This window comes from Pelomonas cellulosilytica (genome assembly GCF_021353265.1).
Lineage (GTDB): Bacteria > Pseudomonadota > Gammaproteobacteria > Burkholderiales > Burkholderiaceae_C > Pelomonas > Pelomonas cellulosilytica.
The window spans coordinates 1-26,587 of record NZ_JAJTWU010000021.1; the positions used below are offsets into that span (position 1 = coordinate 1).

Genomic DNA, 26,587 nt, shown 5'->3' on the forward strand with positions numbered 1-26,587 from the left:
CTTTCGCAATTTGGTGTCAGCAGCAAGGAGGCGAGATTTTGAACTACTTTCGCATTCACTGTCAAGCGCTTTTCAAAAATTCTTTCGAACTCTCTTTCAGCACCCGCCAGCTCTCTCAAGCTCGCCAGCAAGGCTTTTCAGCCTCACCCTCCGCCAACTTCAACCTCGCCGTCTCCGGCAGTGCTGTCATCAGCGAAGCCCACGACTGTAGCACAAGGTTTTCGGCAAGAGAAGCAATGAGCCGAACTTTTTAAAGGGGCGCTTTAGATGATCAGTGGATCGCGCCGCCGCCACTGCGCACCACGGCCAGTTCCTTCTCCGCCACAGCGCGCGGGTCTTCACTCTGCAGAAGTCTGGGGAGGACACCCGCGAGCCGCTGTGCGTCGGAGCGGAGCACCTTCTGCTTCACGGCGGGGATCTGCGACGGATGCATCGAGAAGCTACGCAAGCCCATAGAGAGCAGCAGTTCCGTGAAATCCGGATCGCCAGCCATCTCGCCACATACGCTGACGCTCTTTCCAGCAGCCCGCGCCTGCGCGATGGACTGTGCGAGCAACTGCAACACCGCCGGATGCCACGGGTCATAGAGATGGGCCACCGACTCGTCGGCGCGGTCGATGGCCAGCGTGTACTGGATCAGGTCGTTCGTGCCGATGGAGACGAAGTCGACGTGGCGCAGCAGCAGCGGCAACATGACGGCGGCAGCCGGTATCTCTATCATCACGCCGAGTTCGACCCGCGTATACGCATGGCCCGCGTCGGTGAGCTGCTGCTGCACGCGCTTGATCGTCTCAATGATCTGGCGCACCTCGGCCAGGTGAGCCACCATCGGAATGAGCAGGCGGACCTTGCCGAACGCGCTGGCCCTGTAGATCGCCCGCAGCTGCTGCCGGAACATGCTCGGCTCGGCCAGGCTCCAGCGGATGGCACGCAGGCCCATGGCCGGATTCAGCGTGTGCTCGTGACGCAGTTCGTTGACCGTGAGCCGGTCCAGCGGCTTGTCGGCACCGATGTCGACGGTCCGGATCGTGACGGGCATGCCTCGCATCGACTCGACAGCCGCCTTGTAGGCCAGGAACTGTTCTTCCTCGCTAGGCAGTTCGCCCTCACGGTTCATGAACAGGAACTCGCTGCGGAATAGGCCCACACCGGTCGCACCCGCGCCGACGGCCGCTTCGGCGTCGGCCGGAAGCTCGATGTTCGCGTGCAACTCGACATGCTCGCCGTCCAGTGTGACCGCGGGCGTGTGACGCAGGCGCGCCAGCCGGGCGCGCTCCAGCTCACTCTGCCTCTGGCGGAAGCGGTACTCCTCCAGCACGATGGGCGACGGGTTGACGATGACCGTGCCTGCATCCCCGTCGATGATGACCCAGTCGTCCTGCATGATCAGCCGCGAGGCCTCACGCGTGCCGACGACCGCCGGGATGTCCATGCTGCGGGCGACGATGGCAGTGTGCGAGGTCTTGCCGCCGATATCGGTGATGAAACCTCGGAAGACGCTGCGCTTGAACTGGATCATGTCGGCCGGTGCGATGTCGGCGGCGACGAGCAACAGCGGGTCTTCCCCGCCGAAGTCCCGCGGCGTCACCGGTAGCGGCGCATCCCCCTGGGCGTGGGCCAGCGCGCCCAGCACCCGTTCGACGACCTGCTCCAGGTCCGCCTTGCGCTCACGCAGATAGTCGTCCTCCATCTCGTCGAACTGACGCGCCAGAACCTCCAGCTGCGCCGACAGCGCCCACTCGGCGTTGTAGTGCCGCTCCACGATCCACTGGCTGGCGCTGCCAGTCAGCGCCTCATCGTGCAACAGCATCAGGTGGACATCGAGCAACGCAGCCAGCTCGTGCGGCGCGTCCTCTGGCAGTTCGTCGCGCAGCGTCTCGAGCTCCCGGACGACTGCATCGCGGCCGCGCAGCAGGCGGGCGATTTCCGGCTGGATCTGATCTGGCGCCACGAAATAGTGCGCCACGTCGACGCGGCTGGAAGCAACCAGCACGGCACGACCGATGGCCACGCCGCGCGAGACGGGAATGCCGAACACTTGAAAGCTCATCGGTGCCCTCCGCAGATCGAGGGGCCAATGTAGCTTGTCACGGCGGCACCGCAGGTCATCGTTTTTTCATGGAGGCTTCACGGCTGCGTCAAACCGCCCGCCCAGCATGGCGACCATGAATCGCAGCCCCATCGTTACCCATGCGCTGACCCCGGCGCCCGGCCTGCAACGCATCGAGCGCACCGTCGCCAGTCCTCGGCTCAGCGTCGGCTGGGCGCGCAGCGAGGCCGAAGTCCGCGAGGCCCAGGCCCTGCGCTACCAGGTCTTCGCCGTCGAGATGGGCGCGCGCCTCGCGCCGCCGCCCGCAGGATCTCCGTCCGGGCTGGACGTCGACCTGTTCGACGCCTACTGCGAGCACCTCCTGGTGCGCGCCGGCGTCGAAGACGGCGAGCCCGGCCCGGTCGTCGGGACGTATCGCGTGCTGACGCCGGCGGCCGCCAGGCGTGCCGGCGGGCTCTACAGCGACACCGAGTTCGACCTGACCCGGCTGCGCGCACTGCGGCCGCGCCTCGTCGAGATCGGCCGCTCCTGCGTGCATGCCGACCACCGCAGCGGCGGCGCGATCATTGCACTGTGGGGGGCGCTCGCGGAGTTCATGGCGCGCAACGGCCTGGATACCGTCATCGGCTGCGCCAGCGTCAGCATGCGCGACGGGGGTCATTTCGCTGCCAGCCTTTGGAAGCAGCTCGCCGCCACCCACCTTGCGCCCATCGACTGCCAGGTGCGCCCGCGGCTGCCCTTGCCTATTGACCACCTGCGCCAGGACCTGGTTGTGGAGCCGCCCGCGCTGATCCGCGGCTACCTGCGCTGCGGCGCCAGGCTGATGGGCGAGCCGGCCTGGGACCCCGACTTCAACACCGCGGACCTGCCGCTGATGTTGCGCACGGCCGACCTGCCGGCGCGCTTCCGCCGCCTCGCCGGCTGACCGTCAGATCACTGCCCCTCGCCGAACTTGTCGTTGACGAGGGCGGTGATCGCATCCTGCGCAGCCTGCTCGTCCTCACCGTCCGTCTCCAGCTCGACCGTCGCCCCCAGACCGGCGGCCAGCATCATGACGCCCATGATGCTCTTGGCATTCACGCGGCGGCCGTTGCGGGTCATGTAGACATCGCACTTGAAACTGCCGGCCAGCTTGGTCAGCTTGGCAGACGCCCGTGCATGCAGGCCGAGCTTGTTGCTGATGGTGAGGGTGGTGGTAATCATTCGGCGGAAGGCAAGGGAGGCGTGGCGACGATACCGCTGACGGCGCCTTGCGCCGCGCGTCGGGCCAGTTCGATCAACGGCTTGTGGCTGGCGTAGCAGAGCGTGCGCCACAACATCGGCACGCTGACACCGCTGAGCACCTGCACCTGCTCACCCGCCAGACGCAGCGCGCCATTGCTGGGCGTGGCGCCGAACACGTCGGTCAGCACCAGCCATTCAGGCTGCAGGGCCGACGCCATCAGCGCGCGAGCTCCGGCCTCGACGTCCTCGGCACACATGGTGGGCGTCACATCTAGCACCGAGAGCACCGGCGCACAGTCGGGAAAGGTGTGTTCGGCCACATGGCGCAGCGCGGAGGCGAGCGGCGCGTGGGCGATCACGAGCAAGTTGGGCATCCCGTCATGTTAGCGGGCCGGCTCGACGCGCAGCCCGCCCACGAAGGCGTCCCACGCACCGGCGTCTTCGCTGGCGCCCGAGACCAGCGCCTGGTAGACGCGGCTGCCGTGCGCGAACACGGCTAGGCGCGAGACGCCCGACGAACCGTCCAGCCGGTACTGTCCCGCCTCCGGCCAGGGTGTCGCACCCGGGACCTGCAACGGCGCGGCGCCCGGGAGCGGCTGCTTCAGTTTGGCCGCCAGCGCCTGCGCCATGGCCTTCAGCGCCGCACCGGCCTGCGTCGGCTCCGGGACCTCGGCCCACGACAGCGAAAACCGATGCCCCGCCGCCTCGCACTGGGCCAGGCCCATCGTGCCGCGCTGCTCCACCTCAGGCTTGCACGGAAAGAGCGCCACCGCGCCGGAGCCGGCCGGCCGGCTCTCCCGCCAGTTCAGCGCCGGCGTGCAGGCCACCAGCAGCGCAACCACGGCAAATTGGACGATCGGACGGCAGGGCATCGGCGAATTATCGGCAGCGGCCGCCACAATCCCGCAATGCAGCAACCCCCTTCTCCCCAGGCCCTCGCGGGCGTGCGCGTGCTGGACCTCTCCCGAGTGCTGGCCGGCCCCTGGTGCACCCAGACGCTGGCCGACCTGGGTGCCGACGTCATCAAGATCGAACGCCCCGGCAGCGGCGACGACACCCGCGCCTGGGGGCCGCCCTATCTGCAGGACGGCGAGGGCCACGACACCTCCGAGGCCGCCTACTACCTGGGCGCCAACCGCAACAAGCGCTCACTGGCGGTGGATCTGTCCCGGCCCGAAGGCCAGGCGCTCGTGCGCCGGCTCGCCGGCCAAGTCGACGTGCTGGTGGAGAACTTCAAGGTCGGCGACCTGGCACGCTACGGGCTGGACGCGCAGAGCCTGCGGGCCGAGCACCCCGGCCTCGTCATCTGCTCCATCACCGGCTTCGGGCAGACCGGCCCGTACGCGGAACGCGCCGGCTACGACTACGCCATCCAGGGCATGGGCGGGCTGATGAGCGTCACCGGCGAACGCGACGACCTGCCGGGCGGCGGGCCGCAGAAGGTGGGTGTGGCCGTGGCCGACCTGTTCACCGGCATGTACGCCACCGTCGCCATCCTCGCCGCCCTGCGCCACCGCGATGCCACGGGCCAGGGCCAGATCGTCGACATGGCCTTGTTCGACACGCAGCTGGCCATGCTGGCCAACCTCGGCAGCAACTATCTGTGCAGCGGCAAGGCGCCCGGGCGCATGGGCAATGCGCATCAGAACATCGTGCCCTACCAGGTGTTTGAAGCCAGCGACGGCCATCTGATCGTCGCGGTGGGCAACGACCGCCAGTTCGCCAAGCTGTGCGACATCGCCGGCCGGCCGGACTGGGCGGCGGATCCGCGCTTTGCCACCAACGCGGAGCGCGTGCGACACCGCACCGTGCTGGTGCCCCTGCTGGAGGACGCCATCCGCCAACGCTCGCGGGCTCACTGGCTGGCCGCGCTGGAGGCCGCCAAGGTGCCCTGCGGGCCGATCAACTCAATCGCGGAGGCGTTGGCTGACCCGCAGGCGCAAGCGCGCGGTGCCGTCGTCGGCATGGAACATCCGTTGTCGCCGGCGCTGCGCGTCGTCGCCAGCCCGATGAAGTTGTCGGCCACGCCGGTGCAGTACCGTCAGGCACCGCCGCTGCTGGGCCAGCACAGCGACGAGGTGCTGCGCCAGGCCGGTTGCACTGCCGAGCAGATCGCCGCTTGGCGCGAGGCGGGGGTCATCGCTTGACGGCTGGCGATCCCGCTGGCTGTCCGCCGCTTTCATATCGGGTTAGACGGATGCCGCCAGGCGTCGCCTTGCGGACAAACCCACCCCCGAACCCAGGGTTTCCCCCCGGGCGGGGGATGTTGGCGAGGGCGGTCCATGCCGAGCATGCGCTTTCGCACCGCGGCGGGCCCACCTCCTAGAACCATCTGCCGCGGATCCGCCACCCGGGGTCATGTCCACACCGCCTTCCTCAGCGCCCGTCAGCGCCGCCAACGATGTCACGCCCGAGCCGACGCCCGTGCAGTGGGCCGACATCGTCCAGCAACTGGGCGCCGAGATCGCCGGGCCGCTGAGCGCGGCACTGGAACAGATCCAGAACCTCGCCACCACCGGCCAGATCGACCGCCGCGGCCTGCGGCTGCTGCGCCGCAGCGTGGACGATGCCCGCACCGCCGGCATGCTGGGCCAGCAACTGGCCCGCCTGGCCTCTGGCCGCCTGCGGCTGAACCGCGAACGCCAGCACATCACGCAGATGCTGCGCAGCGTGCTGGCCCAGCGCAGCCGTGAGACGCAGGCGCGCGGCGTGCAGGTGCGCCAGTCGCTGAAGCCGGTTGAGATTTGGGCCGATGGCGCCTTGTTGTTCGCACTGCTGAACGCGCTGATGGACTGGGCGCTGGCCAACACGCACTCGTCCGTGGACCTCCGCCTGGACCTGACACCGTGGCCAGTGAAGGCCCGGCTCAGCTGCCGTTTCGCCCACCGCTCGCTGGACTTGTTGGCCGAGGACCGCGAGCCCGGTTCGGGCAACGCCGCCGGGCTCGATTCGCTGGCCTGGAGGCTGCTGGAGCAGACCGCCATCACGCTGGGTGTGCTGCCGCTGCGTGAGCAGGAGGCCGGCATCACGCTGCTAACGCTGGAATTCAACCAGCTCGCCCCCGACGACGCGCCGCAGGCGCCGGACAGCACCCACGCGCGGCTGGAGGCCGAGGCCGATCGGCTGGGCGGCAACTCACGACCGCTGGCCGGCTGCCAGTTGCTCATCCTCGCGGCCAACCGCGAGCTACGCGCCGAGGCCCATGCCGCCGTGCGGCAGATGGGCATGCTGGTGGACGTGGTCGGCAGCGTCGCTGAGGCGGAAACCTTCTGCAACGAGGGCCTGCCGCACGTGCTGCTGTTCGACGCGGCGCTGATGGACGAGGCCTTGCTGCACCTCATTGCCGGCATCACCCGCGACGCGCCGGACTTCGCCTTCGTCGAGATGTTCGACGGCGAACACCGCACGCAGCTGTCCACCGCCACGAGCGATGGCATCGCCCGCATCTCGCGCCGCCACCTGCCCGACGCCCTGCCGTCGCTGCTTATGTTCGAGCTGTCGCGCCGGAATTGACGGTTTTCCTAGAATGCCGGACATGCTGTCCCGCCGCACCCTCGCCGCCTCCGCCCTCGCCCTGAGCGCCTCCCTGCTGGCCGGCTGCGCCCGTGACCGCGCACCCGCCGTCGACTACGTGCTGCTGAACGGCCAGAAAGCCAGCTCCCAGCAATGGACCGGCAAGGTGATGCTCGTGAACTTCTGGGCCACCAGTTGCGCAACCTGCGTGAAGGAAATGCCGCAGGTCATCGCGACGCACAACAAGTTCAAAGGCCGCGGCTTCGACACCGTGGCCGTGGCGATGAGCTACGACCCGCCGGCCTTCGTCGCCAAGTTCGCCGAGACGCGCCAGTTGCCCTTCGGCGTGGCCATCGACAACACCGGCGCGGTCGCCAACGCCTTCGGCCAGGTGCAGATGACGCCGACGACCTTCCTCATCAACAAGCGTGGCGAGATCGTCAAGCGCTACGTCGGCGAGCCCGACTTCGCCGCGCTGCACGGCCTCATCGAGCAGTTGCTGGCCGAGGCCTGAACGCCCGCAGCGGCCATGCGCCTGCTGGTCGTCGAGGACGATGCACTGATCGCCGCGGGCGTGCGCGATGCGCTGCTGCAGGCCGACTACCAGGTGGACCTGCTGGCCGCGGGGCGCCAGGTAGCCGCCGTGCTGGCCGACGGCGTGCACGACCTGCTGCTGCTGGACCTGGGCCTGCCCGACATCGACGGCCTGGCACTCGTGCGCCAGCTGCGCGAGGCCGGCGCGACACTGCCCATCCTGATTCTGACCGCCCGCGACGGGCTGAAGGACCGTGTCGCCGGGCTGCACGACGGCGCCGACGACTACCTCACCAAGCCTTTCCAGTTGCCCGAGCTGCTGGCCCGCGTGCACGCACTGCTGCGCCGCAGCCGCTCGGCCAGCACGTCCCGGTTGACCATCGGCCCGCTGCAGCTCAACCTGGCCACGCACGAAGCGCAGCTCGACGGTCAGCCACTGGCGCTGACCGGCCGCGAGTGGCATCTGCTGCGGCTGCTGGCGCTGGAGGCGCCGAGCGTTGTGCCCAAGCGTAAGCTGGCCGACAGCCTGAGCCGCTGGGACAAGGAGATCACCGACAACGCCGTCGAGATCTATGTCTCGCGGCTGCGCGCCAAGCTCAGCACGGCGGCGGTGCAACTGCGCACCGTGCGCGGCATCGGCTACCGGCTGGAGGTCTGATGCCCGCCACGCCAACGCTGCGGCGCCGCATGGCCCACCTACTGGCCTGGCCGCTGCTCACAGTGCTGGTGCTCAGCGCCGTCTACGACTACGTCCAGGCCCTGCAGCGCGCGCAGGACGACCAGGACCGCGCGCTCGCGCGCGTCGCCATCGCGCTGGCCTCGCGACTGGACGTGGACGCCGACGACGGCCAGGCGGACGACTTCGGCCTGCATCTCACGCGCACCGTCGCGGCGCTGCAGCGCGCCGAACCGCTGGACCGGCTGGCCTTCTTCGTGCGGCGCGTCGGCGGCCAGGTGCTGGGTGGCGACCCCGGCCTCGCGCGCTGGGTGCAGGCCAGCCCGCAGGACCGCGCCGTGTTCGCCGATGCCAGCTTCGACGGCCAGCCCTGGCGCGTGACCAGCTATGCGCACGAGTCGTCGCTCGGCCAGCTGCAGATCCTCGTCGCCGAGACGACGCACCGTCGCGAGCGCCAGTCCCGGCGGCTGATGCTGGACACGCTGGTGCCCAATGTGCTGCTGGTGCTGCTAGCGCTGGGCGGCGTGCTGGCCGGGGTGCGTCTGGCGATGCGACCGCTGGACGTGGTCAGCCGGCGCATCGCGGCCCGCGCGGCCGACGACCTGGGTCCCGTGCCGCTCGCCGGTCTGCCGGGCGAGCTGGCGCCGTTCGCAGGCACCATCAACCAGTTGCTGGACCGCGTGCGCGAAGCCGCCGCGCACCAGCAGGCCTTCCTGTCCAATGCCGCCCACCAGCTGCGCACACCGCTGGCCGGCATTCAGACGCAGCTGGAACTCGCCGAGCGCGACGCACCGCCCGCACTGCGCGAACGCCTGGCCCAGGTGCGCCTGGCGCTGCAGCGGCTGGCACGCTCGACCCACCAGATGCTGGCGCTGGCCCGCTCCGGTCCGCAGGCGGTGCAACAGGAAGCGCTGGAACCCGTGGACCTGGCCGCGCTGCTGGAGGGCGCGGCCAACGACTGGCTCGACGCAGCGCTGGCCTCCGGGGTCGAACTGCACTTCGATGCCACGCCCGTGCAGGTGCGCGGCTCGCCGTGGCTGCTGCGCGAGGCGCTGGCCAACCTGATCCACAACGCGCTCCAACATGCGCCGCCTGGCAGCGCTGTGCAGGTCAGCTGCGGCCCGGAGCGCGCCGGTGCGCAATTGGCCGTGCAGGACCAGGGGCCCGGCATCCCGGCCGACGAACGCGAGCGCGTGCTGGAACGCTTCTACCAACGCCCCGGCCGGCAGGGCGGCAGCGGCCTGGGGCTGTCCATCGTCCACGAGGTGGCGCGGCGCCACGGCGCGAGGCTGGTGCTGGCCGACACGACGGCGGGGCCCGGCTTGCGCGTGAGCCTGCATTTCCCGTCGCAGGCCTGACGGCGGCGGATCGTCAGGGATTTGAAGGTCGGGGCTTTTTAGCCTGACCGCATGTCCTTCAACGCCGACCGCCCCGCCCCCATCCGCCTGCGTCAGGGCCCCCATCCCGCCGCCCTCCGTGCGCTGCACTGGGGCGTGGCCCTGGCCGTGCTGGCCGAGTTCACACTGGCGCTTGCCCGCATGGCCGCCGAGTCCGATAGCTGGCGCCATGGCCTGATGGCCTGGCACCAACCACTGGGCCTGTTGATCGGTGCGGCGACTCTGCTGCGCCTGGGCACGCGGCTGCGCCTGCGGCTGGCCCGCTGGCAGGGCTCGCGCTGGATAGCCTGGACCTCGGCCGGCCTGCATGGGCTGAGCTACCTGCTGCTGCTGGCGTTGCCGCTGGTGGGCCTGGCGCTGGCGAATGCGAGGGGCCATGCGGTCAGCCTGCCGCTGCTAGGCACCCTGCCTCGGCTGATGGCACGCGACCTGGATCTGGCCGACACGCTAGAAGACGCCCACGCCACGCTGGCCTGGCTGCTGCTGGGCCTGATCGCGCTGCATGCCGCAGCGGCCGCCTGGCACCAGTGGGTACGCCGTGACGGCCTGCTGGACGCCATGTGGCCAGCAAGCCGCTGATTCGATTCATCACTCCTAAAGGTATTTCCATGACCCGATCCCGCCTGATCGGCCGCACCGGCGCGCTGATCGCGATGGCGTTGTGCCTGTTCTCGGCACGCCCCAGCCAGGCCGTGCCCAGCTTCGCGCGCCAGACCGGCCAGGACTGCGTGGCCTGCCACATCGGCGGCTACGGGCCGCAGCTGACGCCCTTCGGCATCAAGTTCAAGCTCGGCGGCTACACCGATGGCAACGGCCAGCGCAGCGTGCCGCTGTCCGGCATGGCCGTGGCCTCGTTCACGCATACCGGCAAGGCCCAGGACGAGCCGCCCGCAGACGGCACCAAGACCAACAACAACACCAAGCTGGATGAGGCCTCGCTGTTCCTCGCCGGCAAGCTGGCCGACCAGTTGGGCGCCTTCGTACAGGTGACCTACGACGGCATCGCCAAGAAGACCGCGATCGACCAGGCCGACGTGCGCTTCGCCCATGCGACGAGCTGGAACGGCAAGGACCTGATCCTGGGCCTGTCTGTCAACAACAACCCCGGAGTGCAGGACCCGTTCAACAGCTCGCCGGTCTGGAGCTTTCCCTACGCCAGCACGGCACTGGGCTTCAGCGGCGCCGAGACCGGCACACTGATCAACGGCGGGTTGGAGCAGCATGTCATCGGTGCATCGGCCTACGCTTTCTTCGACAACCACTGGTATGCCGAGCTGGGCACCTACAAGGCGCTGTCGCCACGCGGCCAGAGCCTGCTGGGCCTGGGCCGCGACGAGGACCCAGGCCGCATCCCCGGCGCCGCCTACTGGCGCTTCGCCTGGTTCAACGACCGCAAGCGCGATAACTGGTCCGTGGGCGTGTTCGGCCTGAATGCCGGCCTGCAGCCGGACCGCAGCCCTGGCGCGGCCAGCAACCGCTACGAAGACATCGGCATCGACGGCCAGTACCAGTTCCTCGGCACCCGGGAGCATGTGTTCACGCTGCAGGGCAGCGTGATCCGAGAGCGCCAGCGCCGCTACAACCTAGTGTCGGCAGGCGAGGCCGACCACCTGACCGGCCACCTGAACGAGCTCAAGCTGAACGCCAGCTACCACTTCGCGCAGACCTGGGGTGTCACGCTGGGCCACTTCCGCACCACGGGCGATGCCGACGCGACGCTGTACGCCGGCATGGCAGGCAACAAGCCAGACGCGCGCGGCCAGGTGCTGCAGCTGGACTGGACACCCTGGGGCAAGGAAGACTCCTGGGCCGCCCCTTGGGCCAATGTGCGGCTCGGCGCCCAGTACACCTGGTACAGCCGCTACAACGGCGCCAAGGCCAACTTCGACGGCGCGGGCCGCAATGCGTCGGACAACAACACGCTGTTCCTCTTCGCATGGACCTCGTTCTGACCCCCGCTCGCTTCGTCGTGGCCGCCGCTCTGGCCGCCCTCACGGCCCAAGCCTGCGCCGCCGGCAACGCGGCCGCCGGCCAGGACGTGTTCGCCGAACACTGCGCCGAATGCCACAGCGCCAAGGACGGCAAGCACAAGAAGGGCCCCAGCCTCTTCGCCACGCTGGGCCGGCCGGCGGCCAGCCTGCCGGGCTTCGCCAACTACTCGGCCGCGCTGAAGGCCAGCGGCAAGACCTGGACGCCCGACGCGCTGGACGCCTACCTCACCAACCCCAAGACCGCCGTGCCCGGAGGCACGATGAAGTACGACGGCCTGGCCGACGCCAAGGCCCGGGCCGACCTGATCGCCTACCTGGCGACGCTGAAGTAGCCGTCAGGCGCCGCCGTTCAGCGCGGCGTGCGCCTGCTCGTCGGCGTGGTAGCTGGAGCGCACCATCGCACCAACAGCCGCGTGCGTGAAGCCCAGCTCGTAGGCTTCCTTCTCGAACTGCTTGAACTGGTCCGGCGTCACGTAGCGGCGCACCGGCAGGTGGTGGCCCGACGGCGCCAGGTACTGGCCGATGGTGATCATGTCGATGTGGTGCGCACGCATGTCGCGCATGACCTGGCGGATCTCGTCGTCCGTCTCGCCCAGGCCCACCATGATGCCGCTCTTGGTCGGCACGCCGGGCACTTCTTCCTTGAAGCGCTTCAGCAGGTTCAGGCTGAACTCATAGTCCGAACCCGGGCGCGCTTCCTTGTACAGGCGCGGCGCGGTTTCCAGGTTGTGGTTCATCACGTCCGGCGGCGCTGCCTTCAGGATGTTCAACGCGCGGTCGGCGCGGCCGCGGAAGTCGGGCACCAGCACCTCGATCTGCGTCGTGGGGCTGAGCTCGCGGACCTTGGTGATGCACTCGGCGAAATGACCGGCACCACCGTCCTTCAGGTCGTCGCGATCCACGCTGGTGATGACGACGTACTTCAGCTTCAGCGCCGCGATGGTCTTGGCCAGATTGAGCGGCTCGTTGACGTCCAGCGGGTCCGGCCGGCCGTGGCCGACGTCGCAGAACGGGCAGCGGCGCGTGCACTTGTCGCCCATGATCATGAAGGTCGCCGTGCCCTTGCCGAAGCACTCGCCGATGTTGGGGCAGGAGGCTTCCTCGCAGACGGTGTGCAGCTGGTGCTCGCGCAGGATCTGCTTGATCTCGTAGAAACGCGTCGACGGCGAACCGGCCTTGACGCGGATCCAGTCTGGCTTCTTCAGCACCTCGGCCGGCACGATCTTGATCGGGATGCGCGAGGTCTTGGCCTCCGCCTTCTGCTTGATCGTCGGGTCGTACGTGGTGGTCGTGTCGGTCATGGCGTCAACTGGGCCGAGAGCCGCTCGGCAAGCCGGGAGGCCGCGGTCGGCCAGTCGGTGGAAACCCCGATTTTATCGAGGGATGTCGTCTCAAGCCCTGCATAACCGCAAGGATTGATGCGATGGAAGGGCTCCAGGTCCATCGCGACGTTCAGTGCGAGGCCGTGGTACGTGCAGTGTCGGCTGACCTTGATGCCCAGCGCGGCGATCTTGGCCAGGCCGCGGAACGCGTCGGTCGGGTCGGCCGGCCCTGACAGCGCCGCGTGGCTGCCGGGGGCGGCCGGGCGCACGTAGATGCCCGGCGCGCCGGCCACGCGCAGGCCGGTCACGCCATAGCTGTCCAGCGTCTGGATCAGCGCCGTCTCCAGCCTGAACACGTATTCCTTGACGAAGATGCCCAGGCGCCGCAGGTCGATGAGCGGGTAGGCCGTCACCTGGCCGGGGCCGTGGTAGGTCACCTGGCCACCGCGCTCGGTGGGCACGACAGGGATGTCACCGGGCAGCAGCAGGTGCTCCGGCTTGCCGGCGAGGCCTTGCGTGAACGTGGGCGGGTGTTCGCAGAGCCAGATCTCGTCCGGCACTTCACCAGCATCCGGGGCGTTGCGGGCCGCCGTGAAGGCGCGCATGGCCTCCAGCGTGGGCAGGTAATCGACCCGCCCGAGGGTCTTGACGATCATGCGCGGCATCATAGGCAGGCGCCGTAAGCCCCCACGCACCTCAGCCGACTCCAGACGATGAAGACCACACTGACCGCCGCCCTGCTGCTTGCCGCCAGCCTCGCCCAGGCGGGACCGTTGTCCGACGCATTGACTGCCTATGACGAGGGCCGCATGAAGGCGGCGGCCCGCGGCTTCACGGCATCGGCGGCCCGCGGTGAAGCGCTGGGCCAGTTCAACCTGGCCATGATGCATCTGCGCCGCGAGCTGCCGCGCGCCAGTGATGCGAAGGCTTGGGACCTGCTGCAGCGCGCGGCGGCGCAGCAACTGGCCCATGCCGAGAATGCCCTGGGGGAAATGATCGAACAGGGCCGCCACGGCGCAGTCGACAAGGTCACCGCCTGCGACTGGTTCGAGCGCGCGGCGGGACACGGCCACGGCGACGGCGCGCTTGCCACCGGTACCTGCTACTACCTTGGCCGCGGCCGGCCACAGGACATGGCCAACGCGCACCGCTGGTACCTGGAGGCCGCGAAGGCGGGCGATGTCGGCGCGCAATACCTCGTCGCGTCGATGTTCGAGACGGGGCTGGGAGTGGAGGCCGATGCGCGGCTGGCGCGCTACTGGTACAACGCGGCCGCCAACAACGGAGACGAGGCCGCGAAGGCCAAGGTCAAGGCGCTGGACGCCGCGAGCTGACCGGCACGTTCAAAGCACCACCTTGACCATCGGATGCGTCGTCAGCGTCCGGTACAGCTCGTCGAGCTGCTCGCGGCTGGTGGCGGTGATGGTGATCGTCAGCCCCAGGTAGTTGCCGCCCTTGCTGGGGCGGTGCTCAATGGTCGACGCGTCGAAGCCCGGATCGAACTGCAGCGCCACGGCCGTGATGGCCTCGACGAAGCCCTCCACGTGCGCACCCATGACCTTGATCGGGAACTGCGACGGGTAGTCGATGAGCGACTGCTCGGGCGGAATGTCGGGTGGCAGGTTCATCGCAATCTCCTCGCTCACTTGATCCACAGCCGCAGCGAATCCCATGCGCGGCCGAACAGGTTTGCACCCGGGACGGCCTCCTGCACGATCAGCGGCACCTCGGCCACCGCGGCTCCGGCCGTCGTCGTGACACGCAGCGTGCCCACGCGCTGGCCCTTGTTGAGCGGGGCAACGAGCGGGTCGGTGCGTTCGACCTGGGTCTGCAGCTTCGTGGCGTCGCCATGTGGCACGGCGACGAAGACGGCATCGGCCGTGCCGAGCCGGGCTTCCTTGGACTCGCCCTTCCAGACCGGCACGGTGGCGACGGCCTTGCCTGCATCAATGACCTTGACGGCGTCGTAGGCGGTGTAGCCCCAGTTCAGCAGCTTCTGGCTTTCGCTCGCACGGGCCTCCTTGGACGCCGTGCCCATGACGACGCTCAGCAGCCTGCGCTTGCCGTTCGGGAAGTCGCGGTGCGCGCTGGCCACGAGGCAGTAGCCGGCGGCCTCGGTGTAGCCTGTCTTCATGCCATCCACGGTCGGGTCGCGGCGCAGCAGCAGGTTGCGGTTGTCCTGGCGGATCTTGTTGAAGGTGTAGTCCCGCTGCCCGTAGTAGCCGTAGTACTCCGGGAAGTCCGTGATGATGTGGGCGGCGATGGTGGCGATGTCGCGCGCGCTGGCCTTGTGCCCGGGCTCGCTCGTGCCGGTAACGTTCCTGAACTCGGTGTTCTTCAGGCCCCAGGCCTGGGCCTGGCGGTTCATCAACTGCACGAAGTTCTCGACCGAGCCGGCCACGCCCTCGGCCAGCGCCACGGCGGCGTCGTTGCCGCTCTGGATGATGAGGCCGCGCAGCAGCTCCTCGACCTTTGGCGTCATCGTCGTGTCGATGAACATCAGCGACGGCTCGCCCTTGCGCTCATCCCAGGCGCGTTTGGAGACGGGCAGCGTCTGCTCCAGCGTCAGCTTCTTGTCGCGCAGCGCGCCGAAGACGACGTAGGCCGTCATCAGCTTGGTCAGCGACGCCGGGTCCTGCGGCACGTCGGCTTCGCGTTCGGCGAGCGTCTTGTGGGCGGTCAGGTCGATCAGTACATAGTTGCGTGCAGCGGTCTCGGGTGGCTGCGGGGCCTGCGCCTGCGCAACCAGCGACAGGGCGGCGAGGAAAGAAGCAAGCAGTCGTCTCATCGGATCGGTTCAGGCGCGGTCATCAGACCTTCGTGGGGTCGAATGCGCGCACCACAAGAGACTTGAGCAGCGGCAGCTGCCCATGGAAGAAATGGCCCACGCCGGGGACGACGGTCACCGGCAGGCTCTGCGGCCGGGCCCAGTCGAGCACGGACGACAACGGCACGACGTCATCGACCTCACCGTGGATGACCACGGTGTCGGCCGGCACGGGAGCGGTGTCGAAGCGGCTGGTGGCCGGGCCGACGAGCACAAGGCGCTGCGCCGGCTCGGCCACCCGTTGCGCGGCACGCGAGGCGACATAGCCGCCGAAGGAGAAACCGGACAGGACGAGGGCCTCGCCGGGCGTGCGTACGGCGTCCAGCACGGCCAGCGCGTCATCGACCTCGCCGCGGCCTTCGTCCCAGCCGCCCTCGGATTGGCCGATGCCGCGGAAGTTGAAGCGCACGGCGCGCCAGCCAAGCTGGATAAAGGCACGTGCCAGCGTCTGCACGACCTTGTTGTCCATCGTGCCACCCTGGGTCGGGTTGGGATGGCAGACCAGCGCGGTACCCACCGGCGCGGCGCCGCCGGCCGGCAGGTCAATGGCCACCTCGATCTGGCCAGCCGGGCCGGGGACGAGGCGCTTCTCGGTCTGTGCGTTCATCGGCCGACGGATTCCGGCAGCACGAGGCGCTCGACGACCTTGCCGTCGCGCAGGTGGCTCTCGACGATCTCGTCGACGTCGCTTTGGTCGACCCAGGAGTACCACACGGCCTCGGGGTAGACGACGGCCACCGGCCCGCCGGCGCAACGGTCCAGGCAGCCGGCCTTGTTGACGCGCACGCCGCCCTTGCCCGCCAGACCCAGTTGCTTCACACGCGACTTGCAGTGGTCGAAGGCGCCCTGCGCGTCATGGTCGCCGCAACTGGCTTCCCCGTTGTTGCGCTGGTTGAGGCAGAAGAAGACGTGACGCTCGTAGTAACTCATCGGTGGATTCTCTCATTGGGGTTTCTGGACAAGACGGGCCGCCAGCCAGACAAGTGCGATGAATGGCCACGTCCAGGCGAGCCAGCGCGTGAGGCCATAGAGGTTGACGAAGCGCCCATGCTCCCAGGCCTGCATGTTCAGTGCGAGGTAGGGGTCGCTCGGCGCGACGCTGATGAGGCCGACCAGCGCACACAGCGCAAACAGCCCCAGCGCCGCCGCCACGCGCGATGGCAGCAGGCAGGCCAACAGCGACAGCACCATGCCGAGTCCCACGCCCGGCCGCGTGGCCTCGCTGAGCCAGGCCCAGGCATGGTCCGGGCCGAAGGCCATCGCCGTGGCGGTAGACGTGCCCAGCAGGCCCAGCATGACGGCGCCGGTGGCCAGCACCAGCCGGCGCAGGCCGGGGCGGGCTACCACGATCATCAGCAGCACCGGCGCCACCAGACCCAGCGCGATCGCCAGCGCCTCCAGGCCCGGCGGCAGTTCGTGCTCCACGGTGACGGCGTCGCTCCAGTCGAGCGCCCATGGCGTGCCATCGAGCGCATCGACGAGCGACTCGCGCCACCACGGCAACCACTGGCCGAGGCCGAAGGGTAGCGGCGTGGGATACAGCAGCGCCAGCGGCCAGACGGCCAGCAGCGCCAGCGCGGGCGCGCTACTGGTGCCGAACCAGTGGTCGCGCAGGTCCTCCCAGCGCTGCAGCCCGCCCATCACGTGGAGCACGAGGCCCAACAGAGCGCCGACGGTGCTGCCTGCGGAATTCAGCGCGAGGTCCGACAGCGACGGCACGCGGCCGGGCAGGAAGAACTGCAGGGTCTCCATGAGGAAGGACAGCAGCGGCCCCGGCAGGAAACCCAGCGCCAGCGCACCGCGCAGCCCCCAGCCTGAACGCATCGCCGCCGCGAAGCCCAGCAGGCCGAGCGGGACGTAGCCGATCAGGTTGGCTTCGAGATCGTAGGCATAGAAACGTTGCGGCCACGGCAAGCTGAACAGCCAAGGCACATCCATGCCGGGCGGCCAGCGCCACGGCCAGCAGGGATAGAGGCTGGCGTAGACGATGAGGCCCACATGGGCCAGCAGCAGCCAGGTGGCGGAGCTCTGGCGGCGCGACGGCATCGGATTCAGAACGGCTTGACGGTCACCAGCACGACGATGGCGGTGAACAGCAGAACGGCGGTCTCGTTGTAGATACGGAACCAGCGGTGGCTGCGGCGGTTGGACAGCTCCTCGAAGCTGCGCAATAGCCGGCGGTTCACATGGTGATAGCCGATGACGCCGACCACCAGCAGCAGCTTGACATGCAGCCAGTAGCTGCCGGCAAAGCGCGTGGCGCCGAAGCCCAGCCACACCCACAGGCCCAGCAGCAGCGCCACGCCCATCAGGATGCTCGTGAAGCGGTGCAGCTTGTGCGCCATCAGCAGCAGGCGCTCACGCTCGGCATGGCTGTCTGCCGGCACCATTGCCAGGTTCACGAAGATGCGTGGCAGGTAGAACAGGCCGGCGAACCAGGCGGCGACGAAGACGATGTGGAAGGCTTTGACCCAGAGCATGGGGCCATTATGGGCAGGGCCATCAGCGAAAACCCTTCTGTCGAGTCCCAGGCTCCGGCGTCAAGGCCGCTGGCCGCGCGGGCGGCCTTGGAGATGGGCAGAAGTCGTGCCGACAGGCGCGCAGCACGACAGAGCCGACCGGGCGTCGAAGCGGCACGGCGCTTCCACACGGACAAAAAAAAGCCCCGGCAAGAGCCGGGGCGGCAAAGCCTTATCGCTGTCATCACGCTAAGGCTCCTGCTCAGGGAGGAAAAGCAGGGAATGACCACCTTGCGGCTATCATTCGCGGACAAGTTTAGCGCGCTTGAGCGGCGGCGTCACGAGCAATCGGCGCCGGGGATGTGTTGTCCATCACGCGCCGGGCCGCAGCCCCCGCAGATCGAGGATTCGCCCGTGACACGCTCCCCCCTGACACCCGCCGCCTACCCCGCCGCACGCCCGCGCCGCCTGCGCCGCGACGCCTTCACACGTGCCCTGGTGCGTGAGCATTCGCTGCTGCCGAGCGACCTGATCCTGCCGGTCTTCATCCATGAAGGCGAGCAACGGCTGCAGCCCGTGACGTCCATGCCCGGCGTGTCTCGGCAGAGCCTGGACCACCTGCTGCGCACCGCCGAGCAGTGCGTCGAACTGGGCGTGCCGGTCATCGCGCTGTTCCCGGTCATCGATGCGGCGCTGAAGACGCCCGACGGCACCGAGGCGCTGAACCCCGATGGCCTCGTGCCGCGCGCGGTGCGGGCGCTGAAGGATCGCTTCCCGCAGCTGGGCGTGCTGACCGACGTGGCGCTGGACCCGTTCACCAGCCACGGCCAGGACGGCGTCATCGACGAGACGGGCTACATCATCAACGACGTGACGGTCGACATCCTGGCCCGCCAGGCCAAGGTGCAGGCCGATGCCGGCGTGGACATCGTCGCGCCGAGCGACATGATGGACGGCCGCATCGGCGCCGTCCGCGCCACGCTGGAAGCCGCCGGCCACATTCACACGCGCATCATGGCCTACAGCGCCAAGTACGCGAGCGCCTTCTACGGCCCCTTCCGCGACGCGGTCGGCTCGGCGGCCAACCTCGGGAAGGCGGACAAGAAAACCTACCAGATGGACCCCGGCAACAGCGACGAGGCGCTGCGCGAGGTGGCTCTCGACCTGGCCGAGGGCGCGGACATGGTCATGGTCAAGCCCGGCCTGCCATATCTGGACATCGTGCGCCGCGTGAAGGACGAGTTCCGCGTACCGACCTTCGCCTACCAGGTCAGCGGCGAGTACGCGATGGTCAAGGCCGCCGCGGCCAACGGCTGGCTGGACCATGACGCCGTCATGATGGAGTCGCTGCTGGCCTTCAAGCGCGCCGGTGCGGACGGTGTGCTGACCTACTTCGCACTGGACGCCGCCCGCCTGCTGAAGAAGGGCTGAGACCGTGCGGGTCTTCCACATCGAGCCCGACCGCTTCACGGAGCTGTCCGAGCTGCCCGAGGCGCTGCCTGAGCGGGGCTTCCTGTGGGTCGGCTACGGGCGACGCGTGTTCGAGGTGGGCGAGCCGGCGTTGCAGCAGGCGCTCACGCGCTGGGGCTGCGGCAACATCGTCGACCTGCATGTGTCGGACCTGATCAACAACCAGCTGCCGTCGCACTTCGACTACACATCCTGGTACGACATGCTGGTGTTCCGCCGGCTGGCCGCCGCGCCCGGCAGTCAGGACCTCTTCGTCGATGACGAGCACGGAACGCTGGCCTCGGCCCAGCGCGCGCTGCGCGCCATCGACACCAGCCCGGTGGGCTTCGCGGTGTTCGACCGAGTGCTGGTCACCGTGCACCCGACCGACTGCCAGGTGCGCGAGTTCTTCGCGCAGAAGCTCGACCGGTTGACGGAGGGGCGTGACAAGTCTGCCCGCGGCAGTGCTCGCCTGCCCGCCAGCCCGGCCGACCTGATGCTGCGGATGGTCAACCACATGGTGGACAGCTACCTGGAGCTACGCCGGCTGCTGACGCGCCAGCTCGGCACGTTGCAGCGCGTGCTGCTGGACCAGAACAGCGAGTTCAACGACTGGCCGCTGCTTCTGGAAAGCCGCGACGCGCTGCACCGGCTAGAAGACACCTGCGAGGACCAGCGCAGCGCCATCCAGGAGTGGATCGACGCGCTGGACGAATGGCCTACGGACGGCGACCCGCACGTCACGCGCGAGCGCGAGCTGCTGCGCGTTCGCTCGCGCGACGTGCTGGAGCATGTGGAGCGAGTGCTGACGCATGTGCGGCGGCTGGAGTCGTCGGCCGAGTCGGCCGTGCAGATGCACTTCAGCGCGCTGGGCCACCGCACCAACAGCATCATGCGCACGCTGACGGTGCTGACGGCCATCTTCCTGCCGCTGAACCTGATCACCGGCATCTTCGGCATGAACTTCGACGCGATGCCCTTGATCCACAACGGGGGCGGCTTCTGGGATGCCGCGATGCTGATGCTGGCGGTGGCGGCGGGCCTGTGGTTCATCTTCCGCCGCAAGCGCTACCTGACGAACCGCTAGCGTTTTCGATACGGATCGGCGATGCCCAGGCCTGCGAGGATTTCCGTCTCGCGCGCCTCCATGCACTCGGCCTCGTCGTCGGCCTCGTGGTCGTAGCCCTGCGCATGCAGCGTGCCGTGCACCAGCAGGTGGGCGTAGTGGTCCAGCAGCGGGACGCCCATGTCGCCGGCCTCCTTCTCGACGACCTCGGCGCAGAGGACCAGGTCAGCGCCGACGACCGGCTCATGGCTGTAGTCGAAGGTCAGCACATTGGTGGCGTAATCCTTGCCGCGGTACTCGCGGTTCAGCGAGCGGCCTTCCTCGGCGTTGACGATCCGCACGGCGATCTCGCCCGGCAGCTCCAGCGCCGCGCGGATGTAGCGCTGCACCTTGTGGCGCGGCAGCAGTGCGCGGTGGCGCGGGTCGGCGAACTGCAGCGACAGGCTCAGTTCGGGCCGACTCATGACGACCGCCCTTCGCGCTTGGCGCGTGCCTCATAGGCCTCGACGATGCGCGCCACCAGCGGGTGACGGACGACATCGGCGCTGGTGAAGCGCGTCATTGCGATGCCCTTGACCTTGGCCAGCACGCGCTCGGCGTCGATGAGCCCGCTCTGCACGCCGCGCGGCAGGTCGATTTGGCTGGTGTCGCCCGTCACGACACAGCGGCTGCCAAAGCCGATGCGGGTCAGGAACATCTTCATCTGCTCGGGCGTCGTGTTCTGCGCCTCGTCGAGGATGACGAAGGCGTGGTTCAGCGTGCGGCCGCGCATGAACGCCAGCGGCGCGACTTCGAGCTGGCCCTTCTCGAACGCCTTGGTCACGCGGTCGAAACCGAGCAGGTCATAGAGCGCGTCGTACAGCGGGCGCAGGTAGGGGTCGACCTTCTGCGTCAGGTCGCCGGGCAGGAAGCCCAGGCGTTCCCCGGCCTCCACGGCTGGCCGCGTCAGGATGATGCGCTGCACCGTCGAGCGCTCCAGCGCATCGACAGCACAGGCCACGGCCAGGAAGGTCTTGCCAGTACCGGCCGGGCCAAGGCCGAAGGTGATGTCGTGCGACAGGATCTGCTGCAGGTATTGGTGCTGTCGCGGCGTCCGTGCGGACAGGTCCGCGCGGCGCGTGCGAAGCACCAGCGGCCCGTCGTCGCCCGGTTGGGCCTTGGCTGGCTCGGGCGCCTTGGCCTCGACGAGCGCCAGCTGCAGCGTCTCGGCAGACAACGGGCGCTTCGCACGCTCATACAGCGCCTCCAGCAGCGACTGCGTGCGCTCGGCGGCAGTCTTGGCGCCATTGATGCGGAACTCGCCTTCGCGACGGGTGATCTTCACGCCGAGCGCGGCCTCGATGTCGCGCAGGTGGGCATCCAGGCTGCCGCAGACGCGTGCCAGGCGGGTGTTGTCGACAGGGTCGAAGGTGAAGCGAAGGATCACGGCGGGGCGCCAAAAATGTGGTGCCGCGGATTGTCGCTGGTGCATTCCCCGGCACATGGGCCTCGGGCGTCCCTCACAATGCCGCCCCATGATTCTGACGACCGCGCGGGGCCGCCCGAAGGCCCGGCGTTCCTACCTTCTTCTCTCGACGGCGGCGGCCTTATGGCTGCCGACCGCTGCACAGGCCCAGGCTGTCGGTCTGGCGGGCCCTTACTGGGCGGCCACACTGCATGGCTGGGTCGCCGCAATGCTGGCGCTGATGGCCACCGTCGTCGGGCTGGTCTCCAGCTTGAATGCCCGCGAACGCGCGGCGAATTTCCTCGTCGGCATGATGCTGAGCTGGGTCGTGCTGCGCGCCACGTCGGCGCCGGGGGCCGCAGCACTGAGGCCGCTGCTGATGACGCTGCTGGTGCTGTGCGGTGTGCAGTACCTGCTGCGGCAAATGAACTGGAAGCGCGACTGGATCGACCACGCCTTGCTGATCCAGTGCCTCGTCGTGCCGGCCAGCCTGCTGCTGACCGGCGGCCAGGTCGGGCTGCTGGGGTCACTGTGGCATGGCGTATTGAGCCTGGAGCTGGTCGCGGCGATGGCCTGGGCGCTGTGGCTGCGCCGTGAGCGCCTGCAGGCCGGCCCCGACGATGGCGCCGCCCGCGCCGAGTTCAAGCTGATGGCCGTGCTGCTGGTGCCCACGATGGCCGCGCTGCTGGCCGAACTGCTGTTGGCCGGCGTCAATGAGTCGCTCTGGTGGACCGCGTCCCCGTGGCTGGGCCTGATGTTGCCGCTGCTGATGCTGGCGCTGGGACTGCAGGTCGTGAACGGCGTGGCGCAGGCGCGGCTCGACGCGGAACGGCGCGCCATCGCGATCGAGCAGCGCATGGCCGAGCGCATCGCCGAGGTGGAGCGCGCGCACGGCCAGCTCGCCGAGCAGAAGCTGGAGCAGGTGACCGAGCGCGAGCGCAAGCGCATCGCTGCCGACCTGCACGACGACCTGGGTGCCAAGCTGCTGACCATCGTGCACACCAGCGAATCTGACCGCATCTCCACACTGGCGCGCGAGGCGCTGGAGGAGATGCGGCTGTCCGTGCGCGGCCTGACCGGCAAGCCGGTGCATCTGATCGATGCGTTGGGCGACTGGCGAGCAGAGGTCGTTTCACGTCTGGGGCAGGCCAACATCCTGGCCGAGTGGAAGTCCCCCGGGGAAGACATCGAGCACACCTTCCAGGCCCGCTCCTACGTCCAGACGACCCGCATCCTGCGCGAGTCGGTCAGCAACATCATCAAGCACAGCGGCGCGACGCACGCGACGATCTCCAGCGCCGTGCAGGACGGCGATTTCATCCTCACGATCCAGGACAACGGCCAGGGCATTCCCACCGAACTCGACGGCAGGCTGGACCGCGGCCATGGCATGGCGAGCATGAAATCACGCGCCAAGCAAATGCATGGCCAATGCCTAGTGGAATCGGGCCCCGGCTGGGGTACCGTCATCCGTCTGACGATCCCGCTGTAAACCCGAGGCTCCCATGAATCACATCCTGCTGCTCGAAGACATCCCGGAGATCCGCGCCTGGCTCAAGGCCCTGGTCAAGCAGGTGTTCGCCAATGCGCAGATCACGGAGTGCTCGCGCGTGCAGGACGCGCTGTCCCTCGTCAACGGCCAGCGCTTCACGCTGGCGTTGCTCGACCTGGGCCTGCCCGACGGCTCGGGCGTCGAGGTCATCGCCGCGCTGCGCGAGAAGCAGCCAGAGGTGCAGTCCGTCATCGTCACCATCCACGACGACGACGAGCATCTGTTCCCCGCACTGCAAGCCGGCGCCTTCGGCTACCTGCTGAAGGAGCAGTCCCGGGAGCTGCTCGTGGAGCAACTGCAACGCATGAGCCAGGGCGAGCCGCCGCTGTCGCCGTCCATCGCCCGCAAGGTCATCGCCTACTTCGCCGCGCAGGTGAAGAAGCCGACCTCCACGCTGCTGCACGAGGTCTCGCTGACCGAGCGCGAGAGCGAAGTGCTGCTGCGCGTGGCCAAGGGCTTCACGCTGCCAGAGATCGGCGTGCAGCTGGGTCTGTCCCGCCACACCATCGCCGACTACGTGAAGCAGATTTACCGCAAGCTCAACGTGAGCTCGCGCGCCGAGGCCGCGCTGGAAGCGCAGCGCCTCGGGCTGTTCGGACGCAACTAGACCCCAACCGGCCCGGATAATGGGCTGATGATCGGAAGACTCAGCGGCGTCATCGCCGAGAAAACACCGCCCCAGGTCGTCATCGACGTGGCCGGCGTGGGCTACGAGGTGGACGTGCCGATGAGCACGTTCTTCAATCTCGGTGGCCTGGGCGACAAGGCCGTGCTGCTGACGCACCTGACGGTGCGCGAGGACGCCCACCAGCTGTTCGGCTTCCTGACGCACGAGGAGCGCGCCACGTTCCGCCAGCTCATCAAGATCAGTGGTGTCGGCCCGAAGATGGCGCTCGGGCTGTTGTCCGGGCTGTCGGTCGCCGAGCTGGCGCAGGCCGTGTCCCAGCAGGAGATCGGCCGGCTGACCAAGGTGCCCGGCATCGGCAAGAAGACGGCCGAACGGCTGCTGCTGGAACTGAAAGGCAAGCTGGGCGCCGACCTGGCGATGCCCGCCACCGTCGCCAACGAAACGCAGGCCGACATCCTGCAGGCCCTCGTCGCCCTCGGCTACAGCGAGAAGGACGCCGCCGCCACGCTGAAGGCGCTGCCGCCGGACGTCGGCGTCAGCGACGGCATCAAGCTGGCGCTGAAGAAGCTCTCCTGACCCATGAGCATCCAGACCGACGACTTCGCCCCCGCGCCCCGCCTCGTTAACGCCGCGCCGGAGTCCAGCCGCGAGGAGGCGCTGGAACGAGCGCTGCGACCGAAGCTGCTCGACGACTATGTCGGCCAGGCCAAGGCCCGCGAGCAGCTGGAGATCTTCATCGGCGCGGCCCGCAAGCGCCGCGAGGCGCTGGACCACGTGCTGCTGTTCGGCCCGCCGGGCCTCGGCAAGACGACGCTGTCACACATCATCGCGGCCGAGCTGGGCGTGAACCTGCGCCAGACCTCCGGCCCCGTGCTCGAGAAGCCCAAGGACCTGGCGGCGATCCTCACGAATCTCGAGAAGAACGATGTGCTGTTCATCGACGAGATCCACCGGCTCAGCCCGGTTGTCGAGGAGATCCTCTACCCGGCGCTGGAGGACTACCAGATCGACATCATGATCGGCGAAGGCCCGGCGGCGCGCTCGATCAAGCTGGATCTGCAGCCGTTCACACTGGTTGGTGCGACGACCCGCGCCGGCATGCTGACCAATCCGCTTCGTGATCGTTTCGGCATCGTCGCGCGGCTGGAGTTCTACACGCCGGTCGAGCTGCAGCGCATCGTCACGCGCTCGGCCGGCCTGCTCGGCGCGCCCATCGATGCCGACGGCGCGCTGGAGATCGCCCGCCGCTCCCGCGGCACTCCACGTATCGCCAACCGGCTGCTGCGCCGCGTGCGCGACTATGCCGAGGTGAAAAGTGACGGCCGCATCGTCGCCGGCATCGCCGATAAGGCGCTCGCCATGCTGGACGTCGACCCTCAGGGCTTCGACCTGATGGACCGCAAGCTGCTGGAGGCCGTCGTGCACCGCTTCGACGGCGGGCCGGTCGGGCTGGAGAACGTGGCCGCAGCCATCGGCGAGGAGGCCGGCACGATCGAGGACGTCATCGAGCCTTATCTGATCCAGCAGGGCTTCCTGCAGCGCACGCCGCGTGGCCGCATCGCGACGCTCGCCGCGTGGCGCCACCTCGGCCTGGCACCACCCGCCGGCAAGCACTCGCCCGACCTGTTCGGCGAATGAACTAATCGGCATAGGGGTGCTCCATCTTAGGAGGCGCCCCTGCCACACCACCGGGCATGCGGGTCCGCACCCGGCGGTTCGAGCGCTTGAGGTCATGAGAGTCTGGGCAGGCCCAGTCGGTCGAACCAGGCGATGGTGAGCACGCGGTTGAGGGCTTTGCCGCTGTTGCGCCACCAGCAGCGGCCGTTCGCCGCCACCTGTCGTGCAAACTGCGGCGCAGTTCCCAGACCGAGTAGTTCCCGGTAGATGGTGGTGCCGCGTTTCCACTGTTGAGTTGGATGGCTCGCAGCCGGTGGCGCAGCCACTCGTCCAGCTCGCGCCTGCTCACGACCCGAGGATCGAATCCGGCTGCGTGATTTGCTCAGCGCCAACCGGGCTTTGTTCAAGGTCTACGTGATGAAGGACGATCTCAAAGCCCTGTGAAGCTACCGGCATGCAGGCTACGCCGAACGCTTCTGGCAGCAGTGGTACCGCCGCGCCATGTACAGCCGCATCGCTCCGCTCAAGGCCTTCGCCCGCAACCTCAAGGGCTACTTGCCAGGGATCCTCTCCCACTGTCGCTGGCCCTTGGGGACCAACCTGGTCGAAGGCATCAACAACAAAATCAAGGTCAACAAACGCATGGCCTACGGCTACCGCGACGACGACTACTTCTTCCTCAAGATCAGAGCCGCGTTCCCCGGAGATCGGCGATTAATCGGCATAGGGGGCCTCCAACGAAGGAGGCACCCCTGCCACACCACCTGGCATGCGGGTCCGCACCAGGCGGTTCGAGAGTTTGAGGTCATGAGAGGCGGGGCAGGCCCAGTTGGTCGAA

31 protein-coding genes and 2 pseudogenes are annotated in these 26,587 nt (G+C 68.6%); 18 read left to right on the plus strand and 15 right to left on the minus strand.

All coding sequences use genetic code 11. From position 1 onward, the window contains the following. The coding region (locus tag LXT13_RS27890) for a hypothetical protein (RefSeq protein WP_233375672.1) at positions 1 to 254 on the plus strand (254 nt) is incomplete at its 5' end. A gap of 17 nt (positions 255 to 271) precedes the next feature. On the opposite strand, the gene ptsP is transcribed toward LXT13_RS27890, so the two are convergent. After that, positions 272 to 2,050, minus strand: a complete 1,779-nt coding sequence (ptsP, locus tag LXT13_RS27895) for a phosphoenolpyruvate--protein phosphotransferase (RefSeq protein WP_233375673.1) — start codon at positions 2,048 to 2,050, stop codon at positions 272 to 274. A gap of 115 nt (positions 2,051 to 2,165) precedes the next feature. On the opposite strand from ptsP, the gene LXT13_RS27900 reads away from it, so the two are divergent. Then, positions 2,166 to 2,975, plus strand: a complete 810-nt coding sequence (locus tag LXT13_RS27900) for a GNAT family N-acetyltransferase (RefSeq protein WP_233375675.1) — start codon at positions 2,166 to 2,168, stop codon at positions 2,973 to 2,975. 8 nt (positions 2,976 to 2,983) lie between these two features. On the opposite strand, the gene LXT13_RS27905 is transcribed toward LXT13_RS27900, so the two are convergent. Genes LXT13_RS27905 through LXT13_RS27915 form a run of 3 tightly spaced genes read right to left on the minus strand, consistent with a single transcriptional unit; the run spans position 2,984 to position 4,146 of the window. After that, positions 2,984 to 3,253 (minus strand): HPr family phosphocarrier protein, encoded by a 270-nt coding sequence (locus LXT13_RS27905; RefSeq protein ID WP_233375676.1) that lies wholly within the window; start codon positions 3,251 to 3,253, stop codon positions 2,984 to 2,986. After that, positions 3,250 to 3,648 (minus strand): PTS sugar transporter subunit IIA, encoded by a 399-nt coding sequence (locus tag LXT13_RS27910; RefSeq protein ID WP_233375678.1) that lies wholly within the window; start codon positions 3,646 to 3,648, stop codon positions 3,250 to 3,252. Before LXT13_RS27910 ends, LXT13_RS27905 begins: the two co-directional genes overlap by 4 nt. 9 nt (positions 3,649 to 3,657) lie before the next feature. Then, positions 3,658 to 4,146: a hypothetical protein gene (locus LXT13_RS27915; RefSeq protein WP_233375680.1), complete on the minus strand. Its 489-nt coding sequence runs from the start codon at positions 4,144 to 4,146 to the stop codon at positions 3,658 to 3,660. Between the two features lie 36 nt (positions 4,147 to 4,182). On the opposite strand from LXT13_RS27915, the gene LXT13_RS27920 reads away from it, so the two are divergent. The 8 genes from LXT13_RS27920 (at position 4,183) to LXT13_RS27955 (ending at position 11,717) form a co-directional block, all read left to right on the plus strand. After that, positions 4,183 to 5,421 (plus strand): CaiB/BaiF CoA transferase family protein, encoded by a 1,239-nt coding sequence (locus LXT13_RS27920; RefSeq protein WP_233375682.1) that lies wholly within the window; start codon positions 4,183 to 4,185, stop codon positions 5,419 to 5,421. 211 nt (positions 5,422 to 5,632) lie between these two features. After that, positions 5,633 to 6,787 (plus strand): hypothetical protein, encoded by a 1,155-nt coding sequence (locus tag LXT13_RS27925; protein WP_233375683.1) that lies wholly within the window; start codon positions 5,633 to 5,635, stop codon positions 6,785 to 6,787. 22 nt (positions 6,788 to 6,809) lie between these two features. Beyond that, complete coding sequence (locus tag LXT13_RS27930) at positions 6,810 to 7,301, plus strand: TlpA family protein disulfide reductase (RefSeq protein ID WP_233375684.1); 492 nt, start codon at positions 6,810 to 6,812, stop codon at positions 7,299 to 7,301. 15 nt (positions 7,302 to 7,316) lie between these two features. Next, the gene (locus tag LXT13_RS27935; protein ID WP_233375686.1) at positions 7,317 to 7,979 is read left to right on the plus strand and encodes a response regulator; all 663 of its coding nucleotides are present in this window, start codon (positions 7,317 to 7,319) and stop codon (positions 7,977 to 7,979) included. Beyond that, positions 7,979 to 9,355 (plus strand): sensor histidine kinase, encoded by a 1,377-nt coding sequence (locus LXT13_RS27940; protein WP_233375687.1) that lies wholly within the window; start codon positions 7,979 to 7,981, stop codon positions 9,353 to 9,355. Before LXT13_RS27935 ends, LXT13_RS27940 begins: the two co-directional genes overlap by 1 nt. 51 nt (positions 9,356 to 9,406) lie before the next feature. Then, positions 9,407 to 9,973, plus strand: coding sequence for a cytochrome b/b6 domain-containing protein (locus LXT13_RS27945; protein ID WP_233375688.1), 567 nt, complete (start codon positions 9,407 to 9,409; stop codon positions 9,971 to 9,973). 29 nt (positions 9,974 to 10,002) lie between these two features. Next, complete coding sequence (locus LXT13_RS27950) at positions 10,003 to 11,346, plus strand: cytochrome c1 protein (protein WP_233375689.1); 1,344 nt, start codon at positions 10,003 to 10,005, stop codon at positions 11,344 to 11,346. Beyond that, positions 11,331 to 11,717, plus strand: a complete 387-nt coding sequence (locus LXT13_RS27955; RefSeq protein WP_233375691.1) for a c-type cytochrome — start codon at positions 11,331 to 11,333, stop codon at positions 11,715 to 11,717. The genes LXT13_RS27950 and LXT13_RS27955 overlap by 16 nt, the downstream gene beginning before the upstream one ends. A 3-nt stretch (positions 11,718 to 11,720) precedes the next feature. Here LXT13_RS27955 and lipA read toward each other — a convergent pair whose 3' ends face one another. Continuing rightward, complete coding sequence (lipA, locus tag LXT13_RS27960; RefSeq protein WP_233375692.1) at positions 11,721 to 12,686, minus strand: lipoyl synthase; 966 nt, start codon at positions 12,684 to 12,686, stop codon at positions 11,721 to 11,723. After that, entirely contained in the window at positions 12,683 to 13,363 is a 681-nt protein-coding gene (gene lipB, locus LXT13_RS27965) for a lipoyl(octanoyl) transferase LipB (protein ID WP_233375694.1), read from the minus strand. Before lipB ends, lipA begins: the two co-directional genes overlap by 4 nt. 57 nt (positions 13,364 to 13,420) lie before the next feature. Here lipB and LXT13_RS27970 point away from each other — a divergent pair, with 57 nt between their 5' ends. Next, positions 13,421 to 14,041, plus strand: coding sequence for a tetratricopeptide repeat protein (locus LXT13_RS27970; RefSeq protein ID WP_233375695.1), 621 nt, complete (start codon positions 13,421 to 13,423; stop codon positions 14,039 to 14,041). Between the two features lie 9 nt (positions 14,042 to 14,050). Here LXT13_RS27970 and LXT13_RS27975 read toward each other — a convergent pair whose 3' ends face one another. Genes LXT13_RS27975 through LXT13_RS28000 form a run of 6 tightly spaced genes read right to left on the minus strand, consistent with a single transcriptional unit; the run spans position 14,051 to position 18,014 of the window. After that, positions 14,051 to 14,335 (minus strand): DUF493 family protein, encoded by a 285-nt coding sequence (locus LXT13_RS27975; RefSeq protein ID WP_233375697.1) that lies wholly within the window; start codon positions 14,333 to 14,335, stop codon positions 14,051 to 14,053. Positions 14,336 to 14,349: 14 nt separating this feature from the next. Further along, positions 14,350 to 15,495, minus strand: a complete 1,146-nt coding sequence (locus tag LXT13_RS27980) for a D-alanyl-D-alanine carboxypeptidase family protein (protein WP_233375698.1) — start codon at positions 15,493 to 15,495, stop codon at positions 14,350 to 14,352. A 22-nt stretch (positions 15,496 to 15,517) separates the two neighbouring features. Then, positions 15,518 to 16,141, minus strand: coding sequence for an alpha/beta hydrolase (locus LXT13_RS27985; RefSeq protein WP_233375700.1), 624 nt, complete (start codon positions 16,139 to 16,141; stop codon positions 15,518 to 15,520). Continuing rightward, positions 16,138 to 16,464 carry a (2Fe-2S) ferredoxin domain-containing protein gene (locus LXT13_RS27990; protein ID WP_233375701.1) on the minus strand — a complete coding sequence of 109 codons (327 nt, stop codon included), beginning with the start codon at positions 16,462 to 16,464 and terminating at the stop codon, positions 16,138 to 16,140. The genes LXT13_RS27985 and LXT13_RS27990 overlap by 4 nt, the downstream gene beginning before the upstream one ends. Positions 16,465 to 16,476: 12 nt before the next feature. Continuing rightward, positions 16,477 to 17,580, minus strand: a complete 1,104-nt coding sequence (locus LXT13_RS27995) for a VanZ family protein (RefSeq protein ID WP_233375703.1) — start codon at positions 17,578 to 17,580, stop codon at positions 16,477 to 16,479. Positions 17,581 to 17,585: 5 nt separating this feature from the next. After that, positions 17,586 to 18,014, minus strand: coding sequence for a CopD family protein (locus tag LXT13_RS28000; protein WP_233375704.1), 429 nt, complete (start codon positions 18,012 to 18,014; stop codon positions 17,586 to 17,588). Between the two features lie 393 nt (positions 18,015 to 18,407). On the opposite strand from LXT13_RS28000, the gene hemB reads away from it, so the two are divergent. Beyond that, positions 18,408 to 19,424 (plus strand): porphobilinogen synthase, encoded by a 1,017-nt coding sequence (gene hemB, locus LXT13_RS28005; RefSeq protein WP_233375705.1) that lies wholly within the window; start codon positions 18,408 to 18,410, stop codon positions 19,422 to 19,424. Positions 19,425 to 19,428: 4 nt separating this feature from the next. Then, positions 19,429 to 20,529, plus strand: a complete 1,101-nt coding sequence (locus LXT13_RS28010) for a magnesium transporter CorA family protein (protein WP_233375707.1) — start codon at positions 19,429 to 19,431, stop codon at positions 20,527 to 20,529. On the opposite strand, the gene ybeY is transcribed toward LXT13_RS28010, so the two are convergent. Next, on the minus strand, positions 20,526 to 20,972 hold the full coding sequence (gene ybeY / locus LXT13_RS28015; protein WP_233375708.1) for an rRNA maturation RNase YbeY: 447 nt from the start codon (positions 20,970 to 20,972) through the stop codon (positions 20,526 to 20,528). The genes LXT13_RS28010 and ybeY overlap by 4 nt on opposite strands. Beyond that, positions 20,969 to 21,934, minus strand: coding sequence for a PhoH family protein (locus tag LXT13_RS28020; protein WP_233375709.1), 966 nt, complete (start codon positions 21,932 to 21,934; stop codon positions 20,969 to 20,971). Before LXT13_RS28020 ends, ybeY begins: the two co-directional genes overlap by 4 nt. Positions 21,935 to 22,022: 88 nt before the next feature. On the opposite strand from LXT13_RS28020, the gene LXT13_RS28025 reads away from it, so the two are divergent. Genes LXT13_RS28025 through ruvB form a run of 4 tightly spaced genes read left to right on the plus strand, consistent with a single transcriptional unit; the run spans position 22,023 to position 25,770 of the window. Continuing rightward, complete coding sequence (locus tag LXT13_RS28025; protein ID WP_233375712.1) at positions 22,023 to 23,444, plus strand: sensor histidine kinase; 1,422 nt, start codon at positions 22,023 to 22,025, stop codon at positions 23,442 to 23,444. A 13-nt stretch (positions 23,445 to 23,457) separates the two neighbouring features. Further along, positions 23,458 to 24,111 carry a response regulator gene (locus LXT13_RS28030; protein ID WP_233375714.1) on the plus strand — a complete coding sequence of 218 codons (654 nt, stop codon included), beginning with the start codon at positions 23,458 to 23,460 and terminating at the stop codon, positions 24,109 to 24,111. Positions 24,112 to 24,138: 27 nt separating this feature from the next. Further along, positions 24,139 to 24,708: a Holliday junction branch migration protein RuvA gene (gene ruvA, locus LXT13_RS28035; protein WP_233375715.1), complete on the plus strand. Its 570-nt coding sequence runs from the start codon at positions 24,139 to 24,141 to the stop codon at positions 24,706 to 24,708. 3 nt (positions 24,709 to 24,711) lie between these two features. Beyond that, a complete protein-coding gene (gene ruvB / locus LXT13_RS28040) occupies positions 24,712 to 25,770 on the plus strand; it encodes a Holliday junction branch migration DNA helicase RuvB (protein ID WP_233375717.1) in 1,059 nt (352 codons plus the stop codon). Positions 25,771 to 25,862: 92 nt separating this feature from the next. Here the strand turns inward: ruvB and LXT13_RS28045 are convergent. Then, positions 25,863 to 26,086: pseudogene (locus tag LXT13_RS28045) on the minus strand (group II intron reverse transcriptase/maturase); the annotation flags it as partial. Positions 26,087 to 26,214: 128 nt separating this feature from the next. Between LXT13_RS28045 and LXT13_RS28050 the strand changes: the two are divergent. Beyond that, a pseudogene (locus LXT13_RS28050) lies at positions 26,215 to 26,454 on the plus strand (transposase); the annotation flags it as partial. Positions 26,455 to 26,587 lie beyond the last annotated feature (133 nt).